The organism is Streptomyces sp. NPDC054770 (assembly GCF_053611985.1).
In genome coordinates, this window is sequence record NZ_JBSHBL010000084.1 from 22488 (window position 1) to 41447 (window position 18960).

Annotated in this window: 11 protein-coding genes; 4 read left to right on the forward strand and 7 right to left on the reverse strand. The window is 71.3% G+C overall.

Annotation, left to right across the window (positions count from 1 at the left end):
- Positions 1-57: 57 nt before the first annotated feature.
- The 3 genes from ACWGKQ_RS43215 to ACWGKQ_RS43225 all read left to right on the forward strand — a co-directional run bounded on the left by ACWGKQ_RS43215 (position 58) and on the right by ACWGKQ_RS43225 (position 4504).
- Positions 58-1071 carry a LacI family DNA-binding transcriptional regulator gene (locus ACWGKQ_RS43215; protein ID WP_453297537.1) on the forward strand — a complete coding sequence of 338 codons (1014 nt, stop codon included), beginning with the start codon at positions 58-60 and terminating at the stop codon, positions 1069-1071.
- A gap of 65 nt (positions 1072-1136) precedes the next feature.
- A complete protein-coding gene (locus ACWGKQ_RS43220) occupies positions 1137-3191 on the forward strand; it encodes a glycoside hydrolase family 31 protein (protein WP_453297538.1) in 2055 nt (684 codons plus the stop codon).
- A gap of 131 nt (positions 3192-3322) precedes the next feature.
- Entirely contained in the window at positions 3323-4504 is a 1182-nt protein-coding gene (locus tag ACWGKQ_RS43225) for a sulfotransferase family protein (RefSeq protein WP_453297548.1), read from the forward strand.
- 45 nt (positions 4505-4549) lie between these two features.
- On the opposite strand, the gene ACWGKQ_RS43230 is transcribed toward ACWGKQ_RS43225, so the two are convergent.
- From ACWGKQ_RS43230 to ACWGKQ_RS43260, 7 genes are all read right to left on the reverse strand, one after another.
- On the reverse strand, positions 4550-5263 hold the full coding sequence (locus tag ACWGKQ_RS43230) for a glycoside hydrolase family 12 protein (protein ID WP_453297539.1): 714 nt from the start codon (positions 5261-5263) through the stop codon (positions 4550-4552).
- Between the two features lie 35 nt (positions 5264-5298).
- A complete protein-coding gene (locus ACWGKQ_RS43235) occupies positions 5299-7539 on the reverse strand; it encodes a glycosyl hydrolase family 95 catalytic domain-containing protein (protein ID WP_453297540.1) in 2241 nt (746 codons plus the stop codon).
- Complete coding sequence (locus tag ACWGKQ_RS43240) at positions 7536-9521, reverse strand: beta-galactosidase (protein WP_453297541.1); 1986 nt, start codon at positions 9519-9521, stop codon at positions 7536-7538. Before ACWGKQ_RS43240 ends, ACWGKQ_RS43235 begins: the two co-directional genes overlap by 4 nt.
- On the reverse strand, positions 9518-11707 hold the full coding sequence (locus tag ACWGKQ_RS43245) for a 1,4-beta-glucanase (protein ID WP_453297542.1): 2190 nt from the start codon (positions 11705-11707) through the stop codon (positions 9518-9520). The genes ACWGKQ_RS43240 and ACWGKQ_RS43245 overlap by 4 nt, the downstream gene beginning before the upstream one ends.
- Positions 11708-11951: 244 nt before the next feature.
- Positions 11952-12896, reverse strand: a complete 945-nt coding sequence (locus ACWGKQ_RS43250; protein ID WP_453297543.1) for a carbohydrate ABC transporter permease — start codon at positions 12894-12896, stop codon at positions 11952-11954.
- Positions 12893-13933: an ABC transporter permease gene (locus tag ACWGKQ_RS43255; protein ID WP_453297544.1), complete on the reverse strand. Its 1041-nt coding sequence runs from the start codon at positions 13931-13933 to the stop codon at positions 12893-12895. The genes ACWGKQ_RS43250 and ACWGKQ_RS43255 overlap by 4 nt, the downstream gene beginning before the upstream one ends.
- Before the next feature lie 27 nt (positions 13934-13960).
- A complete protein-coding gene (locus ACWGKQ_RS43260) occupies positions 13961-15649 on the reverse strand; it encodes an extracellular solute-binding protein (protein ID WP_453297545.1) in 1689 nt (562 codons plus the stop codon).
- 387 nt (positions 15650-16036) lie between these two features.
- Between ACWGKQ_RS43260 and ACWGKQ_RS43265 the strand changes: the two genes are divergently transcribed.
- On the forward strand, positions 16037-18886 hold the full coding sequence (locus ACWGKQ_RS43265; RefSeq protein WP_453297546.1) for a glycoside hydrolase family 3 C-terminal domain-containing protein: 2850 nt from the start codon (positions 16037-16039) through the stop codon (positions 18884-18886).
- Positions 18887-18960 lie beyond the last annotated feature (74 nt).

The following is an 18960-nucleotide window of genomic DNA, read 5'->3' on the forward strand; positions in this document are numbered from 1 at the left end:
CTCGCCCCTGTCAGCAATGCGCACTGTCGAAGCGCTTCACAAAGCTTGGAGAGCTGGATGGTCACCCTCGCCGAGGTCGCCCAGCACGCCGGAGTCTCGGCGAGCACGGTGAGCTATGTCCTCAGCGGCAAGCGGTCCATCTCCACCACCACCCGGCAGCGGGTCGAGCAGAGCATCCGGGAGCTGGGCTACCACCCGAACGCGGGCGCCCGGGCCCTGGCCAGCAGCCGGTCGAACATCATCGCGCTGATGATCCCGCTGCGTACGGACATGTACGTGCCGGTGATGATGGAGATCGCGATCGCGGTGGCCACCACGGCCCGGCTGCACGGCTACGACGTACTGCTGCTCACGGGCGAGGAGGGCCCGGACGCGGTGCGCCGGGTGACCGGCAGCGGGCTCGCCGACGCCATGATCCTGATGGACGTGGAGCTGGAGGACGAGCGGCTGCCGCTGCTGAGGCAGACCGACCAGCCCTCCGTGCTCATCGGCCTGCCCGCCGCCACCTCCGGGCTGACCTGCGTCGATCTTGACTTCGGGGCGACCGGCGCTTTGTGTGCGGAGCACCTCGCGAAGCTCGGTCACCGTGACATCGCTGTCATCGGCGAGGCCCCGGCGGTCTACGAGCGGCACACCGGCTTCGCCGAGCGCACCCTGGACGGACTGCGGTCCCGGGCCCGGGAGTTGGGCCTTCGGGTGCTGCACCGGCCGTGCGAGGGCGGGTACGACGCGATGACCGTCACGCTGGCCCGGATCTTCGACGAACGTCCGGGCACCACGGGCTTCGTCGTCCAGAACGAGTCGGCGGTGGAGCCGCTGCTCGCGCTGCTGCGCCAGCAGGGCCGGGCGGTGCCGGAGGACGTGTCCGTGGTCGCGATCTGCCCGGACCAGGTCGCCGTCCAGGCCTCGGTGCGGCTGACCTCGGTCGCCATCCCCGCGCAGGAGATGGGACGGTATGCCGTGGAACACCTGGTCGCCAAGCTGGACGGCCGGGGCAGTGACGAAGTCGTCCTGATCGCCCCGGAGTTGACGGTACGAGCGAGCACGGGACCGGCGCCGGCCGGGTCCTGAACCCTTTGTAGTGCCCCGCCGTTCCGGGGCACCCCCATGTCTGCACTCATTCAGGAGCGCGCCTCGTGAATCAGCCTGCCGAAAACCCGTCTGCCGCAGCGCAGCCCAAGGTCAGTCTCGCGCAGTCCTCCCCCACCGTCGGGACGTTCCGTGAGCGGGACGGTGCGCTGGAGTGGAGCGGCCGTCAGGAGACGCTGCGGATCGAGCCGTGGGGGCCGGACGCGGTCCGGGTGCGGGCCCGGCTCGGCGGCCCGGTCCTCGAAGGCCTGCCGGGAGCCCTGCTCGACGAGCCTCCGGCCACCGAGGCGACCGTCAAGATCAGCGACGGGGAAGGGCAGTTGACGGTCGGGGCCCTGACCGTCGAGGTGTCCGCCGAGGGCCTGGTCCGCTTCCTGCGCACCGACGACGGCTCGGAGGTGCTGGCCGAGCAGCGCGCCCACTTCTGGTGGCCCGGCTCGCGCCTGTACACCGCGGTCGGCAACGGCCACCACCGCCTGGAGCAGCGGTTCGCGGCCTACGAGGGCGAGCGGCTGTTCGGCCTGGGCCAGCACCAGCACGGGCGCCTCGACCAGAAGGGCCTGGTCCTCGACCTGGTCCAGCGCAACGCCGAGGTCTCGATCCCGGTCCTGGTCTCCAGCCGCGGCTACACCCTGCTCTGGAACAACCCGGCGATCGGCCGCGTGGAGCTGGCCGGCAACGGCACCCGCTGGGTGGCCGACTCGGCCCGCCAGCTCGACTACTGGATCACCGTCGGCACCCCTGCCGACGGGCAGCGCAACTACAGTGCGGTGAGCGGGCGTTCGCCGATGCTGCCGGAGTGGGCGGCGGGCTTCTGGCAGTGCAAGCTGCGCTACCGCACCCAGGACGAACTGCTCGCCGTGGCACGGGAGTACAAACGCCGGGGCCTGCCCGTCTCGGCGATCGTCTGCGACTTCTTCCACTGGACCCACCTGGGCGACTGGAAGTTCGACCCGAAGGAATGGCCGGACCCGGCCGCGATGGTCCGCGAACTCGACGAGCTCGGCATCAAGCTGGTGGTGAGCGTCTGGCCGTCGGTGTCCCCGCTGAGCGAGAACCACCCGGTGATGGAGCAGCGCGGCTACTTCATCGGCACCCAGTACGGCCCGACGGCGCACGCCGACTGGCCGGACAAGGAGGTGGCGTCGACCGTGCAGGTGGCGTTCTACGACGCCACCAACCCGGAGGCCCGGGAGTTCGTGTGGTCGAAGGTCAAGGAGAACTACCTGGACCCGTACGGCATCACGGCCTTCTGGCTGGACGCCTGCGAGCCCGAGCTGAAGCCGGGCTTCCAGGAGAACCTGCGCTACTGGACGGGCCCGGGTCTGGAGGTCGGCAACAGCTACCCCGCCGAGAACTCCCGGACCTTCTACGAGGGCCTGCGGGCGCGGGGCGAGGAGGTCGTCACCCTCAACCGTTCGGCGTGGGCGGGCAGTCAGCGCTACGGCGCCGCGCTGTGGTCCGGTGACATCGGCACCGACTTCACGACCCTGCGCCACCAGATCGCGGCCGGCCTCAACACCGCCCTGTCCGGCATCCCCTGGTGGAACACCGACATCGGCGGCTTCCACGGCGGCGACCCGGACGACCCGGCCTACCGCGAGGTGATGGTCCGCTGGTTCCAGTTCGGCGCGCTCTCCCCGCTGATGCGCCTGCACGGCTTCCGCGACCCGGGCATGCCGCTGGGCCCGGACATGACCGGCGGCCCGAACGAGGTGTGGTCGTACGGCGAGGAGCCCGGCGCGATCCTGGAGAAGTACCTGCGGCTGCGCGAGCGCCTGAAGCCGTACGTCCTCCGGGTGATGCGGGAGGCCCACGAGCAGGGCCTGCCGGTGCTGCGGCCGCTGTTCCTGGAGTTCCCCGAGGACCAGGCGGCCTGGACGGTCGACGACGCGTATCTCTTCGGCCGTGACCTCCTGGTGGCGCCGGTACTGACGGCGGGCGCCACGGTCCGCACGGCGTATCTGCCGGCGGGGGCCTGGTGGACGGACGCGTGGACGGGCGAGTCGTACGAGGGCGGTACGGCGGTGACGGTGGACGCGCCGCTGGACCGTATCCCGCTGTTCCTGCGCGACGGGGTGGAGCTACCGGTCGCGGAGTAGTCCGGCCGGATTACGACGTCTCTCATTACCGGCCGGTAAATGTCTCAACTCGGCGGTGTGGTGGGTCAGTTGGAGGGGGTAGTCAGTATCCCCTCCGCTGTCCCCCCACGAAGGGTTCCGCTGCCGTGCCCATGGACCCGTTCCCCCTCACGCTCGCCAACCTGCTCCTCAGACCCGGCTTCCGTGCCCGCCGCACCCCGGACCGGGCCTTCGGCCGGCTGCTCGACGCGGCCGGACCGGCAAAGGACGACGAGCGGTTCGCCGACGACTTCCGTCACCTGCTTCGATGTTGGGCGGCGGCCGAGCGTCTCACCCCGGTCGGCTGGCTGTCCGCCCGCGGACACGTCGGCCGGCATCTCGCCAACCGCGCCCGGATCCGGCGGCTGCTCGCCGCACACCCCGAGATCGAGCGGGAGCCGATCGAGCGCCCGGTGTTCGTGGTGGGCCTGCCGCGCACCGCCACCACGCTCACCCACGGCATCCTCGCCCTCTCCGCGGACCACCGCTGCCCGCTGCTCTGGGAGCTGCTCTCCCCCGACCTGGAACTCCCGGCGGAGGAACGCGAGAAGGCGATCACCGCCGCCCGCCGCCTGGTCGGCGGCATCAACCTCTTCTCCCCGCGCTTCCGGCACATCCACAACCTGCGCCCCGAGGGCCCGGAGGAGTGCACCTTCGCGCTGCCGCACACCGTGATGCCGCTGTCCCAGGCGGTGATCCCCGAGTACCTGCCCTGGCACGAGACCCATGACTTCGGCGCCGACTACCGCTACCTCAAGCAGATCTACCAGGTGCTCCAGTACGGCCGCCCGCGCCGCCGCTGGGTGCTGAAGTCGCCGCTGCACCTGGAGAACCTGGACGCGCTGCGCGCGGTCTTCCCGGACGCCACGATCGTGTGGACGCACCGCGATCCGGCCACCGCCGTGGCCTCGTTCTGCAGCCTGGTCGAGCACGGCATGGCGGTGAACACCCGGCCCCTGGACCTGGGTCAGCTCGGCGCCACCTGGCTGCAGCTGCTGGCCCGCTCGGCCGCCCGCGGCCTCGCCTCCCGCGCCGGCATCCCCCGCGAATCCCTCGTCGACGTGCCGTACTCCTGGCTGGGCTCCGACCCGGCCGCGGGTGCCCCGAAGCTCTACGCGGCCGTCGGCGCCGCCTGGACCGAGGCCGACGCAGCCCGCCTGCCCGCGGCCGTCGCCCGCCCCAGGGGCGCCCGGGCCCACAGCTACGACCTGGCCCGCTACGGCCTCACCCGCGCGGACGTCGACGCGGCCTTCGCCGACTACAACGCGTTGCGCGCCGAGGTCGACCGGGCGTGACGGCGCAAGGGGCGGTCCCGCCTGTGGCGGGGCCGCCCCGGTGACTCAACTGCTGCTGACACTCTCGCTGTTGACGGTGAAGTCCAGCCCGCCGGACGAGCTGGTGATCTCGAAGCCGAACTGCACGTCACCGATGGTGACATTGCCGAACCAGCCCTTGGTGTCCTTGATCCACTTCAGGATCGGCAGGATGTCGACCGTGCCGGAGGTGGAGTTGGAGCTGCGGACGAACGAATAGACGTTGTTCGCACCGTTGTTGCCCTTGTACACGGTCCAGGTGTTGCTGCCCAGCGTGAGCGTGCCCTGCGAGGTGCCGAGCGGTCCGACGGCCCCGGTCTTGTTGACCCAGAGCATGATCTCGTTGGCGTATCCGGTGTCCCAGATGTCGTACGACGTGTTGTACGCGCCGGACGACGGGACGGTCACGTTGTAGCTGCTGGTGAGCGACCCGAGAGAGGTGATCGTCTTGTTGATCACCTTCTTGGAGTTGGGGTACGACTTGATGCCGCCGGTGTTGGGGTGGTTGGCGTTGACGCCCCAGTTGGTACCGGAGTTGGCCCAGATGCACTGGGCTCCGGCGCCGGAGCCCCAGATGTTGTTGTAGAGGGTGTAGCCGTTCAGCGTGGTGTTGCCCCACTGGTCGCAGGAGCTCCAGACGGCGGCCGAGGCGGGGGCCGCGGCGAGGCCGACGGTGGCGCCGAGGGCTAGTGCGGGGGCGATCAGGGCGGTGGCGACCCTGCCGAGTGTGCGTGTTGCCATGGTGTCCCTTCCATGGGTGGGGGGAGGTGCGGTGGCTACCACGTCCCCAGGGTGAGGACGTGGTCTTCTCCGGCGACGAGGTCGAGCGGCCGACGGCCGGAGGAAGTCCACAGGTCGATGCGGAGCGACCGGTGCGGTGTGAGGACGGCTCGGGCGCCGTCGGGGGTCCAGGAGAGGTCGAGTTCGGCGCCGAAGCGGGTGCGGATGCCGGTCAGCCGGCCTCGGCCCAGGGCTGCCGGGGGTGCGGGGAGCAGAACGAGCCGGTCCGGGGTCGACTGGACGAGGGCCTCGATCAGTACCGCGGGCAGGGCGTGTGCGGCGTCGGCGTTGTAGACGTGGCGGTGCGGGTAGTGGGCGCTCATCAGGGAGGCGTGGAAGAAGTCGCCGTCCAGGACCTGGGCGAGGGCGGCGGAGACGCGGGCGGCGTCGCGCAGGCGGGCGGCGACGAGCGCGTGGTGGAGGTGGCCGTGGGCCGAGTCGTTCTCGGCGCCGCGCAGTTCGAGCGCGCGGTGGGCGGCGGCCGCGAGCTCCGGGGTGTCGTACGGGGTGATCTCGTCGAGCGGCCAGACGCCGTAGAGGTGGCTGAGGTGGCGGTGGTCGTAGGTGTCGTCGAGGCCGGGCCAGGCCCATTCGGCGAGCGCGCCGTCGGCGTTGGTGCGGTGCGGGGGCAGCCGGTCGGCGAGGGCGCGCCAGCGGTCGGCGTCCGGGCCCGGGTGGTAGTCGGCCGCGGTGCGCAGGGCGTGCCGGGCGGCGGAGAGGTCCATCGCCGCGTTGACGGCGCCCCAGCTCGCGTTCGCGGGCCGGTTCTCGGGTGAGTAGGAGGGCACGATCACGAGGTGGCCGTCGCCGTCGGTCCGGGTCAGGAAGTCCTCGTAGAACCAGGCGACTTCGGCCAGCGCCGCCGCCGTACCCGGATCGCGCTCGCCGCGGATCTCGTCGTGGTCGACGAGCGGCTTGAGCAGCCAGTCGGCGCCGGCCGTCCACAGGTGCAGGGGGTATTCCCGGCTGAAGTGGTAGGCCAGCCCGGACTCGCCGTCGCTGTGCGCGGGCGCGACCGCGCCCCGGGCACCGAACACCGCGCGGGCGTTCTCCCGCCAGTCGCCGAGCTGACGCCGGATCAGTGCGGCGCAGGCCTGCGTGACTTCGGGCAGCGCGGCGGCCGCGGCCGAGGCCGTCTGGAGGTTGACGTTGGCGTCGTTGGTGAAGGCGCCGGACCAGGCGGTGTCCCAGTCACCGGTCCACAGTCCGGTCAGGCGGGGCGGGTTGAGGCCGGAGGCGGAGAGCAGGTGGTAGCGGCCGGCGGCGAAGAGCCGTTCCAGGAGGGCAGCTCCGGCGGGCTTCCGGAGCAACTGGGAGCCGGGCAGGGCGCGTTCGGCCGGGTCGGCGGCCAGGTCCAGAGCGGCCCGCGTGTAGGCGGTGCGGTGCGGGCCGAGGTGGCGGGCGAGCAGCGCGTCGTACGACTGCCGGCCGGCGAGCAGGTCGCCCAGTTCGCGGGCCTCGGCGGTCACGTCGAGTTCGCCGGTGTGGCGGCGGACGCGGGTGAGGAGGAGGACGGACTCGGCGCCGCTCGCGCGGACGCCCGGCGGGACGAGTTCGGTGGTGCCGCCGGTGACGGCGACGAGGGTGATGCCGGTGTAGGCGCGGTCGCTGTCGGGGTAGCGGGCGCGCAGGCTGAGCAGTGCGCCCTCGGGGGTGCGCAGCGCGCCGTGCCCGACGCCCAGGCCGGACGGCGCGCCGGGGAGCCGGTGGTCGAGGGCGATGTCGAGGTCGAGGGCGAGGCCGGCGGTGCCGGTGACCTGCTGCACGATCACGTCGTCCGCGCGGGAGACGAAGACCCGGCTGGTCCAGTCGGCGGCGGTGGCGGTGACCTCGCCGGTGGTGAAGTCGATGGAGCGGCGGTAGCCGTCGGGGCGGCCGTGCGGTCTGCGCAGCCGGATCTGGAAGGCGGGGTGGAAGGGCTGGACCCACTGGAGCGGGCGGCCGTCGGTGAAGCTCTCGGCGGCGTCGGACTCCCCGGCGAGCAACCTGTCCTGAACGCCCGTGAGTTCGGCCGCCAGGCGGGGCGGGCGGGCGTGTTCGCCGCCGTTCGGGCGGACGAGGGTGTGATGGGTGACGATGACGCGATCGTCGTTCGGATCGCCGAACACGAGGACGCCGTGTCGGCCGTTGCCGCTCAGGAAGGCGTCCTCCCAGCACGCGGCCGGGGCGGGCTCCCAGGTGCCGTGGACGGGGCCGGTGGCGGCGCCGGCTTCTTCGGTGGTGCCGGTGGCGGTCATGGCTTGAGCACCGCCGCTCCGTAGCGGCCGAGGACGACCTCGCCCGTGACGGTCGTACCGGTCAGCAGGTCTCGATGTGTTCCCATGAAGGGGATCTTCACCTCTTCACGGCCGTGGTTGAACAGGAACAGCAGTTCGCCCCGGCGGACCGCCTCGACGCCCGCGGGCAGGCCGTCGAGCACCGGGCGCACCCCCGCGTCCGCCGCGATCCGGCCGAGCAGCCGCCGCAGCGCCTCCGGCTCCGGGAGCGTGGAGAGGTACCAGGCCCGTCCGGTGCGCAGCACGGCGGGCAGCCCGTCGAGTTCCCCGCCCTGGTAAGGCACGGTCTCCGTGACGCCGGGCGCGGCCTCGATCTCCTCCGACCACAGGGTTCCCCGGAAGCCCTCGCACGCGACGGTCTCCCCCGCGTCCAGCGGCCACCACTCGTGCAGGGTGCGGATGCCGAAGAGCTCGCGCAGCCGTACGTCCATGCCGCCCGGGCGGATCCGGTCGTCCTCGTCGGCGATGCCGGTCAGGAAGCCGCTGACCAGGGTGCCGCCGCCGCGGACATAGGCGAGGAGGTTGTCGATCGCGGTGTCGGTGAGGAGGTAGAGCTGCGGGACGACGACCAGCTTGTAGGAGGACAGGTCGTGTTCGGGGTGGGCGAAGTCGGTGGTGAGGTTGGACTCCCACAGGGCCCGGTGCCAGGCGTGCAGGACGTCCGGGAGGTCCACCTCGGCGGAGAGCCGGCCCCCGTGGGCGCCGGCCCACCAGGAGTGCCAGTCGTGGAGCACCGCGATGCCGGCATTGACGTGACGGTCGGTCACCTCACGGCTGATTCCGGCCAGTTCGGCGCCGAGCCGCTTGACCTCCTGGAACGTACGGCCCTCCTCCCCCGCGTGGCTGACCATCCCGGAGTGGAACTTCTCCGCGCCCTGTCTCGACTGCCGCCACTGGAAGTAGCAGACGGCGTCCGCGCCCCGGGCCACGGCCTGGAGGGACCACTGGCGGTTGAGGCCGCGGGGCTTGGGGTGGTTCACCCCGCGCCAGTTGACCGACCCGGCGGCCTGTTCCATGAGCATCCAGGGGCCGCGCGCCTGGGAGCGGGTGAGGTCGTGGACGAGCGCGCCGTGCTGTGGGCCCAGCGGGTCCCGCGGGTCGGGGTAGAGGTCGACGGAGACGACGTCCTCCTCGGCCGCCCAGCGCCAGGCGTCCTGGCCGCTCCACAGCGGCATGAAGTTGGTGGTCACCGGGATGTGCGGGGTGTGCCGGGCGACGATGTCCCGTTCGGCCGCGTAGCACTCCAGGAGCATGTCGGAGGTGAAGCGGCGGAAGTCCAGCACCTGGGTGGGGTTCTTCATGTAGTGCGCGTGGCGAGGCGGCAGGATGCCGTCCCAGGTGTCGTAGCCCTGGCTCCAGAAGGCCGTGCCCCAGGCGGAGTTGAGGGCGTCGAGGGTGCCGTAGCGCTCCCGCAGCCAGCGGCGGAAGGCGGCGGCGGCCTCGTCGCCGTAGTCGAAGGTGCAGTACTCGTTGTTGATGTGCCACAGGGTGAGGGCGGGGTGGCCGGCGTAGCGGGCGGCGAGGTCCTCGGTGATGGCGGCGGCGTGGCGGCGATAGGTGGCGCTGGAGTGCGAGAAGTGCTGGCGGCCGCCCCACCACTCGGTGCGGCCGTCGGCGTCCCGGGGCAGGGTGTCCGGGTGCAGCCGCCCCAGCCACGGCGGCGGTGACGAGGTGGGGGTGGCGAGGACGACGCCGATGCCGTGGTCGTGCATCAGGTCCATGAGCCGGTCCAGCCAGCCGAAGTCCCGCTCCCCCGGCCGCGGTTCGAGCCTTGCCCAGGAGAAGACACCCATGGTCACGGAGTTGACGCCGGCGTCCGTCATCAGCCGGACGTCCTCCTGCCAGGTCTCCTCGGGCCACTGCTCGGGGTTGTAGTCGCCGCCGAAGAGAATCCGCCCGCGGGTGGCGTCGGAGAGCCTCGGCCGCTGTGTCCCGCCGGTCATCGGACCAGGTCCCCGTACTGGATGCCGCGCCCGTTGGTGGCCAGGTAGACCCTGCCGTACACGCGCGGGTCGCCGGTGACGGCCTGCCCGATCCAGCCCCACTGGTGGCGGTCGTCGTTGATACGGACCCAGGTCCCGGCCTCGTCGTCGGAACGGTAGACGGCCGTGACGGCCTCCGTGGAGCCGACGAGATAGATCGCCGGGTAACCGGCGCCGTCGGCGGCCCTGCCGAAGCCGAGCGTGTAGGCCGCCCAGCAGCTGGCGACCTTGGTGAACGTGGTGCCCCCGTCAGTGGACCGGTACAACCCGTTCCACTTGACGCTCAGCCACAGGTCACCGGACCTGCCCGGGGCCGCGACCAGCTGGAACTGGCTGTCGCCGGAGGGCAGCCCGGTTGCACGCGCCGTGAACGAACGGCCACTGTCAGTGCTGGCTTGTAGCGTTCCTGTGTCGGTGTCGTACGCGTAGAACAGCGTCGGGTCGGCCGGGTCGGCGACCGGCGTGGCGCCCTTCGGGAAGGAGGAGATCTCGGTCCAGGTGGCGCCGTTGTCGTCCGACCGGTGGGCGGGGTACTTGGTCCCGTCCCAGTGCACGAAGGACCACAGCAGCACGCTGCCATCGGCGTTGGCGGCGATCGGCCCCGGCGCGTCGTGGGCGAGGGAGGGCTGGGCGGCGAAGGGCGCCCAGGTCCGGCCCCCGTCGTCCGAGAAGGCGCCGTTGCCGTTGTCGCCCCAGCCGGTGCGGACCACGTACGCCGGCCTGCCCGCGGCCTGCGCGAGCCCCGTCGCCGACCCGAACACCGGGTTCGTGGCCATCCCGCGGGACGGAGACGCGGTGAGCCGCTCGTGGTACAGGACGCCGATGTCCCCCGAGCCGCTCAGCAGGTGCGCCTCCCCGGCCGGGGGCGACACCAGCTGCAGTACGGAGGTCTCCTCCAGGCCGCGGATCCGCGGGGCCCAGTGGACGAGGTCGCGGGTGCCGTAGAGGGTGGCGCCGGTGCCGTAGACGATGTGCTCCGAGTCGTACGGGTCGACGGCCACGGCCTGGATCCACCAGCCGAACTTCGGCTGGTCGCCGCCCCACTTGAGGAAGGGAGTCTCCGACACGTCGAAGACGGCGGAGTCCTTGAGGGACGTCCAGGTGCGGCCGCCGTCGGTGGTCCGGTAGAGGGTGTCCACGGCCGTCCACCGGTTGTTCGTGGAGACGACGACGGTGCCGGGCCGGCGGGCGTCGACGGCGACCCCGCCGTAGCCGAAGGTGTCGCCGGCGCCGGGCACGGCCGGGGTGACGTCCGTCCACCGCCCGGTGGCCACGGCGAGCTTGTGCACGCTGCCGTCCGCCTGGCCGTTGGGGCCGGGGGCGTCGGCGTACGTCACGTACAGCTCCCGGGCATGGCGGTCGTAGGCGGCGCGGACCGGGATCCTGGCGGCGGTGCCGGTGGGTTGGCCGGGGACGGCCTCCCAGGTGGTGCCGTCGGTGGTGCGGTGGAGATTGACGGCGAAAGCCTCGCCGTCCCCGTCCGCCCAGCCGGCGTAGACGGCACGGCCGACGGCGACGAGCAGGCTGACGCCCTGGCCGGAGGCGGACGGGGCGGCCGGGAAGCCGGTGGCCGCCGCCCAGGTGGCGCCCCGGTCCGTCGACTTGAGCAGCCCGTCGTGTCTGGTCCCCAGCCACAGGGTGTCGCTGTCCCGCGGGTCGACGAGGAGCCGCTCGCCCATGCCCCGGCCGTCCTCGTTGGCGCCGAGTTTCACGGTGAGGTCGCTGCGGGTCCAGGTGGCGCCGCGGTCGTCGGAGCGCAGGACCGCGCCGTTGCCGGCCCAGGACTGGGCGTAGGTGCCGAGGGCGAGGTAGAGCCGGTCGGGATGGGCGGGGTCGACGGCGAGGGCCTCCACACCGAGGAGGTTCCAGTCGTCCCAGCCGAGGTGGTCGGTGAGAGGGGTCCAGCGGGCGGTACGGGCGTCCCAGCGGTAGGCGCCGCCGATGTCGGTGCGGGCGTAGGCGAGGCCGGGGGTGGTGGGGTGGAAGAGGACGCCGGTGACGAATCCGGTGCCGCCGATCACCGCGTTGCGCCAGCGGTACGCCTGCGGCTGGGGCTCGGCCGCGTGGGCGGTGGGGATCGGGAGGGCGGTGAGGGCGGCGGTCGCTGCGGTGCCGGCGAGGACGGTTCTGCGGCTCAGGATGGGCATGGGGGACCTTCGGTGAGTTCGGTGTGTGGGCCGGGGTGGGGGCGGGGGGTGTCGCTTACCGGCGCTGGCAGGGTGCCGCTGCGCCCACCCGTGCCGCCCCAGCGGCACGACTGCCCGCAGCTGTGCGCCCTGAAGGGGCGCGGGGCTGTATCGATGAGCGGCTGCCGCCGCGTGGGCGCGACCAGCCACATCGCAACCGCGGTCGCCGGCGCTCCCCGCCACCCCCTCCGGAAGGAGAAGTCGGCTACCCCTTCACCGCCCCGGTCAGCATCCCCTTCTTGAAGTGCTTCTGGACGAAAGGCGAAAGCACCGCCACCGGCAGCAGTGCCATCACCATCACCGCCATCTGGACGGACAGGTACGACAGCTCGCCCGTCTTGATCGCCTGACCCAGCCCCACCGGGGCCTGCTGCTTCTGGACCAGTTGGATCATGACGTTCTGCAACGGCATCTTGTCCTGGTCGTTGAGGTACAGGGACGCGTTGAACCAGGCGCTCCAGTACCCGACCGCGTAGAAGAGGGTGATGACCGCGAGGACCGCCCGGGACAGCGGCATGACGATCTGCCACAGGATCCGGAGGTCGCCCGCACCGTCGATGCGCGCGCTGTCGGTCAGTTCGGGCGAGATGCCCATGAAGAACCCGCGCAGGACGAGGATGTTGAAGACGCTCACCGCGCTCGGCAGGATCAGGGCGAGGTAGCTGTCGGTCAGGCCCAGGGACTGGACCAGCAGGTAGGTCGGGATCAGGCCGGCGCTGAAGAACATCGTCGCCATCAGCAGCATCAGGAACCAGCGGTGGCCGAGCGACCCGATGCGGGAGAGGCCGTAGGCGCACAGGACCGACACGGTCATCGAGAACGCCGTGCCGACGAGGGTGATCAGGATGCTGATGACCGTGGCCCGGGTGACCTGGCCGCCGCTGAGGAGTTCCCGGTAGGCGACGAAGGTGATGCCCTTGGGGATCATCACGAGGCCGCCGGCCTCGTCGATGGTCTTGCGGGAGGACAGGCTGGTGACGACCACGATCCAGAGCGGGAAGAGGACGCCGAGGCAGGCCAGGGTCAGGACCAGGCCCTTGCCGGCCACGCCGGCCGCGCTCGGTTCCTCCTCCCACGCCGGGCGGGGCGGCGCGGCCCACCGGGACGGCGGCCGTTCCCGCGTGGGCGGTTTGTCGATGACGGCGGTCATTTCTTGTACACCCCCTGCTCGCCCATGAGATGGGCCACCTTGTTCGCGGCGAGGACCAGGCCGAGGCTGACCACGCCCTTGATGAGCCCGGCGGCGGCCGCGTAGCCGAAGTCCTGGTTGCGGACGCCGTTCCACCAGACGAAGGTGTCGAGGACCTCGGCGGCCCCCGGCCCGACGGCATCGCGTTGCAACAGGATCTGTTCGAAGCCGACCGTCAGCGCGTCGCCCACCCGCAGCACCAGCAGCAGTGCGATCACCGGGCGCAGGGCGGGGAGCGTGACGTGCCAGATGCGGCGCCAGCGGCCCGCGCCGTCCATCGCGGCGGCCTCGTAGAGGTCCGGGCTCACGGACGCCAGCGCCGCCAGGAAGACGATGATCCCCCAGCCCGCGTCCTTCCAGACGCCCTCCGCCGTGACCAGGAACTTGAAGGTCGACGGGTCGGTCATGATGTCCAGGCCGTCGTAGCCGTGCTGCCGCAGCAGCTGTGACAACAGGCCCGCGCCGCCGAAGATCTGCTGGAAGACGGAGATGACCAGCACCCAGGAGAAGAAGTGCGGGAGGTACAGGACCGCCTGCGCGAGCGCCCGCACCCGGGGGCGGAGCACGCTGTTGATGAGCAGTGCGAGGGCGATCGGGATCGGGAAGAAGAGCACGAGCTGGAGGAAGAACAGCACCAGGGTGTTCTTCACCGCGTTCCAGAAGGCGGAGTCGGCGAAGATCTGCTGGAAGTTCTCGACGCCCACCCATGCGCTGTGCAGCATGGAGACGATGCCGTTGTCGCTGACGTACGGGTCGTAGTCCTGGAAGGCGACGATGTTGCCGAGGATCGGCAGGTAGTTGAAGACCAGGAGCAGCAGGACCGCCGGCAGGGTCATCAGGATCAGGGTGCGGTCGCGTCTGAATCTGAGACGCAGGCCGAGCTTCCCGGTCTTCGTCCTCTTCCCGGTTCCGGTGGCGCCGCCGGACGCCACCGGAGTCCGCCCCGCGCCGTCGTCGTCTGCCTCGGCCCTGCTGCGAGGCACCGTGCTGTGGGACACGGCCGTTCTCCTTGCCTCAGTGCCCGGTCAGCTCGCCGAACCGCTGTCGTCGAGCAGCTTCTGGTACCAGTCGCGCAGCTTGTCGCCGCCCTTGGTCTTCCATTCGGCGACGGCCTGCTGCATGTCGCTGATCTTCTTGCGGCCGCGGGTGATGTCGTCTTCCAGCGTCTCGAAGTCGTCCATGAGGTTGGTGTAGCGGGACGGCTCGGTGATCATCTGGCCGAAGAAGCTGGATTTCCTGGTGAAGGAGCCCATCCGCTGCTGCCACTCCACCTGGGCCTTGGCGACGTCCGGGAAGTCGGGGTGGGCGATGGTGGCGGCGGGGCTCGCGATCATGACGTAGGCGTTGAGAACCTCGTTGTTGCCCCGGGTGGTCTTGGTGGGCACGCCGTTCTTGACGGTGTAGTGGGTGCCCTCGACGCCGTACTCGGTGGCCATGTACTCCTTGGTGCCGTACGGCGCGGCGGTGACGTTGGCGACGGCCAGCACGTCGCGGATGACGGACTCGGAGGCCTTCTTGTTGACGAAGGCGAAGATGCCGGCCGGCTGCTCGGCCCAGACCTGCGGGTTGCCGCCGTCGTGGGCGTAGACGTCCATGCCCCAGATCTTGTAGTCCGGGTTCTGGGTGGCCTGTTCGGCGGTGCGGCTCCACCACTGGCTGATGTCCTGGGCGTAGACGAGGAACTCGCCGGCCGCGAACTTGGGGCCCGGGTCGGGGGCGTTCTTGCCGAGCAGGGCGTCGGGGTGCACGACCCCGGCGGCGAAGAGCTTGCGGGTCCACTCCAGCGCTTCGAGGTACTCGTCGGTCTCGATGCGGTTGATGAGCTTGCCGTCGACGAGGTTCCAGCCGAGCGGCTTCTCGCTGCCGGACAGGACGCTGAACATCTGCCAGGCGGTCCACTTCATGTCCATGCAGGCCCAGCGCTTGGCCTTGGCGTTGGTGATCTCCTTGGCGAGGGACATGAACTCGTCCGCCGAGCGCGGGACCTGGTAGCCCTCCTTGTCGAAGATGTCCTTGCGGTAGAAGGGCACGATGTTGGTGACGTACGAGGACGGCATCGGCAGTCCGCGCAGCTTGCCGCCGAAGATGCAGCGCCGCCAGGCGTCGGTCGGGATGGCGGCGAGGTTCGGGTAGTCCTTGACCTTGTCGCCCGACAGGTACGGGCCGAGGTCGGCGAACTTGCTGATGATGGCGGTGGGTATCTTCCCGCCCATGTTCCAGTTCGGGATGACCACGACGTCCGGTACGTCGCTGGAGGCGAGGACCGCGCCCAGCTTCTGGTCGTAGGTGTTGCCGTCCTGGTTCTGCCACTCGACGTCGACGCCGATCATGTCGTTCATCGCGTTGTAGTAGGGGTTGTCCTGCTTGGGCGGGGAACCCCAGAACGGCGACATGACGGTGACCTTGCCGCCCTTGCCGAGCTTCTTCGGGACCGAGGTCTTCAGGGTCGCCAGGTCGAGCTTGCTGGTGAAGCCGATCGACGAGCCGTACTTCGACGGGATGTCCGGGGTCACCACGTTGTTGGCGACGTAGGCCGGCAGCAGCTTCTTCGCATCCTTCCCCGAGGAGGAGCCCCCTCCCGAACCGCTGTCCGCCGCCCCGCAGGCGGCGAGCAGCGGCATCCCGCCCGCCACCGCTGCGGTGGCGACGGCCGTGGAGGCGAGGAAACTTCTCCGGCTCGGCCCGGAGGAGGCGGAAGCGGCGTTCGGCGTCATTGCGTCAACCCTTCATGGCGCACCAGGACACCCGGCGGTGGCCGTCGGCTGCGGTGTCTCGAGTGGAACTGGCTGAGCTGAAGCGATCCTCCGACCCGTTGTCATGCGTCCCTGGCAGGAACCGGCTGACCGGCTCACCGGAGGACCGACTGACCGGTTGACCGGCTGTTCGACTAGTCGAAGCGCTTCGATGTTGCTGCGAGGTTAAGTGAACACCCGGGGGTACACAAGGGTCGCCTCCAAGATTCCTCCGAGGTATCGGGGGTGACCTGTCCGTATGCGCCACTTGAAATCTCGCTGAGCATCCCTTGACACCCACCCCTGCGTCGAATGAGCATCGAAGCGCTTCGAAAGAGCCTCACCGCTCCAGCGCAAGGGGAACCGCACGTGACCGCAAAAACGCCGCCCGCGCCGCCTTTCCGCGATCCGCACCTGCCGTTCGCGAAGCGCATCGACGATCTGCTGGCACGGCTCACCCTGGACGAGAAGGTCTCCTTCCTGCACCAGTTCGCGCCCGCCGTGGAGCGCCTCGGCATCGCCGCCTTCCGCACCGGCCAGGAGGCCCTGCACGGGGTGGCCTGGATGGGCCCGGCGACGGTGTTCCCGCAGGCGGTGGGGCTCGGCGCGACCTGGAACACCGATCTCGTACGACGGGTCGGGGAGGCCGTGTCCGAGGAGGTGCGGGCCATGCGCGCCCGCGACGACCGGGTCGGCCTCAACGTCTGGGCCCCCACGGTGAACCTGCTGCGCCACCCGCTGTGGGGCCGCAACGAGGAGGGCTACTCCGAGGACCCGAAGCTCACCTCCGCCATCGCCACCGCCTACACCCGCGGCCTGCGCGGCGACCACCCGGTGTACTGGCGCACGGCCCCCGTCCTGAAGCACTGGCTGGCCCACAACAACGAGACGGACCGGGCCGTCTCCTCGTCCTCGGTCCGCCCGCGGGTGCTGCACGAGTACGACCTGCGCGCCTTCCGGGAGACCGTGGAGGCGGGCGCGGTGGCCGGGGTGATGCCCGCGTACAACCTGGTCAACGGCCGCCCCAACCACGTCTCCCCGTACCTGCGCGAGCAGTTGCGCACCTGGACCGACGAGGAGCTGCTGGTCTGCTCGGACGCCGGCGCGCCCAGCAACCTGGTCGACCACGAGCACTACTTCGACACGCACGAGGAGGCCACGGCGGCCGCCCTCCTCGCCGGCGTCGACAGCTTCACCGACCACGGCACGGACAGCTCGCAGATCGTCGCACGGGTCCAGGGGGCGCTGGCTCAGGGCCTGTTGACCGAGGCCGACATCGACGCGGCCGTGCGCCGCCAGCTCTCGGTCCGCTTCCGCCTCGGCGAGTTCGACCCGCAGGACGGACCGGACGCGAGCTCCGCGGGGTCCGCCGCGTTCGACACCCCGGCGCACCGCGCCCTCGCCCAGGAGGCGGCCGAGCAGGCGGTCGTCCTGCTCAAGAACGACGGCGACCTGCTGCCGCTCGCGCCCGACGCCCGGATCGCCGTGGTCGGCCTGCTCGCCGACGAGTGCAAACTCGACTGGTACAGCGGCACCCTGATCCACCGCTCCACCCCGCTGGAGGGCCTGTACGAGCGGTTCGGCGCGCAGCGCGTGGAGTTCGCGGAGGGGGTGGACCGGGTCCGGCTGCGGCTCATGGACGGCACCTTCCTGCACGTGCCGACCGCCCCCGAGGCCGCCGACGAGGTGCGCGGCGAGGAGGGCGCCCTGGACCCGGCACTGCTCGCGGGCCGCACCGACCTCCCTCCCCTCACCACCGACCCCACCGGCACCGAGTTCGCACTGGCCGACTGGGGCGAGGACGTCCTCACCCTCCGCGCCCCGGACGGCCGCTATCTCTCCGTCGCCGAGGACGGCTTCGTCCGCGCCGCCGCGGACCAGCCCGGTGGCTGGGTCGTCCAGGAGACATTCCGCCTGGAACCCCATGAGAACGGTCACCTCCTCCGGCATCTCGGCACGGGTCGCCACGTCTCTGTCGCCGCCGACGGGGTGAAGGTTGCCGACGAAAACGCATCGATCTTCGAATTGATCATCGTCGAACGCGGTACGGACGCCGTCGCCAGGGTCGCCGCCGCGGCCGACGCGGTCCTGGTGGTAGCGGGAAACGACCCGCACATCAACGGCCGCGAGACCGAGGACCGCACGACCCTGGCCCTGCCCCCGCACCAGGAGCGCCTGCTGCGCGCCGCCCGCGCCGCGAACCCGCACACGGTGCTGGCACTGGTGTCGTCGTACCCGTACGCGGTGGACACGGCCCGGCTGCCGGCCGTGCTCTGGACGGCGCACGGCGGCCAGGCGGCCGGCACCGCCCTCGCCCGCGTCCTCGCCGGGGACGTCTCCCCCGCGGGCCGCCTCCCGCAGACCTGGTACGCGGCCGACGCCGACCTGCCCGGCCTGCTCGACTACGACGTGCTGGGCTCCCGCCAGACGTACCTCTACTTCGAGGGCACCCCGCTCTTCCCGTTCGGCCACGGCCTGTCCTACGCGTCCTTCGCCTACGCGGATCTGGCGACCGAGGTGGCGGACGGCACGCTCCGGGTCTCCTTCACGGTCGCCAACACGGGCGATGTGACGGCGGACGAGGTGGCCCAGCTCTACACCCGGGCCGTCGAGCCGTCGTCGGTACGCCCGCGCCGCGAACTCCTCGCCCACCACAGGCTCACCCTGCGCCCCGGCGAGTGGACCGCTCTGACCTTCGAAGTCCCCCTCTCCGCCTTCGAGTTCTGGGACGTGGCACGCGGCGGACCACGCCTGGAGGGCGGCCCGTACGACGTGCTGGCCGGCGCGTCCAGCGAGGACATCCGCCTCCGTACGACCGTGGTTCTGGACGGCGAGCCGACGGCACCGCGCCCCGCCGCCGAACACGGCCTGGCGGCGGCGGACTTCGACGAGCAGTCGGGTATCGCGATCGTGGACCGCACGAAGACGGACGGCGACGCGGTCACGCCGCAGGGCGACGGCCCGGGCGAACTCCTCTACCGGGGCTGCGACTTCGGCACCGGGGTCACGGCGGTGACCGCACGGGTGTCGGGCTCGGGCACGCTGGAACTCTCCCTCGACGGCGGCCCGTTGCTGGCGGCGCTGACGCTCGCCGAGCCGACGCCGGATCCGTACACGTACACCTCGCTCACCGCCGGCATCGTCACCGAGGGCGTCCACGACGTCCGCATCGGACTGCGCGGCCCACTGCGGCTCGCGCATGTCGGCTTCTCCGGTTGAGGGTCCGGAGCGGCCGGCACGGAGAAGGGGCCCGGCACCGGAAGGCATCGGGGGCGGGCCCCATCGAGGGGACG

Excerpts from the sequence above, each read along its gene's own strand:
- ACWGKQ_RS43260 (WP_453297545.1), bottom strand. The coding sequence starts at position 15,649 with ATGACGCCGAACGCCGCTTCCGCCTCCTCCGGGCCGAGCCGGAGAAGT.
- ACWGKQ_RS43240 (WP_453297541.1), bottom strand. The coding sequence starts at position 9,521 with ATGACCGGCGGGACACAGCGGCCGAGGCTCTCCGACGCCACCCGCGGG.
- ACWGKQ_RS43245 (WP_453297542.1), bottom strand. The coding sequence starts at position 11,707 with ATGCCCATCCTGAGCCGCAGAACCGTCCTCGCCGGCACCGCAGCGACC.
- ACWGKQ_RS43225 (WP_453297548.1), top strand. The coding sequence starts at position 3,323 with ATGGACCCGTTCCCCCTCACGCTCGCCAACCTGCTCCTCAGACCCGGC.
- ACWGKQ_RS43230 (WP_453297539.1), bottom strand. The coding sequence starts at position 5,263 with ATGGCAACACGCACACTCGGCAGGGTCGCCACCGCCCTGATCGCCCCC.
- ACWGKQ_RS43250 (WP_453297543.1), bottom strand. The coding sequence starts at position 12,896 with ATGACCGCCGTCATCGACAAACCGCCCACGCGGGAACGGCCGCCGTCC.
- ACWGKQ_RS43235 (WP_453297540.1), bottom strand. The coding sequence starts at position 7,539 with ATGACCGCCACCGGCACCACCGAAGAAGCCGGCGCCGCCACCGGCCCC.
- ACWGKQ_RS43215 (WP_453297537.1), top strand. The coding sequence starts at position 58 with ATGGTCACCCTCGCCGAGGTCGCCCAGCACGCCGGAGTCTCGGCGAGC.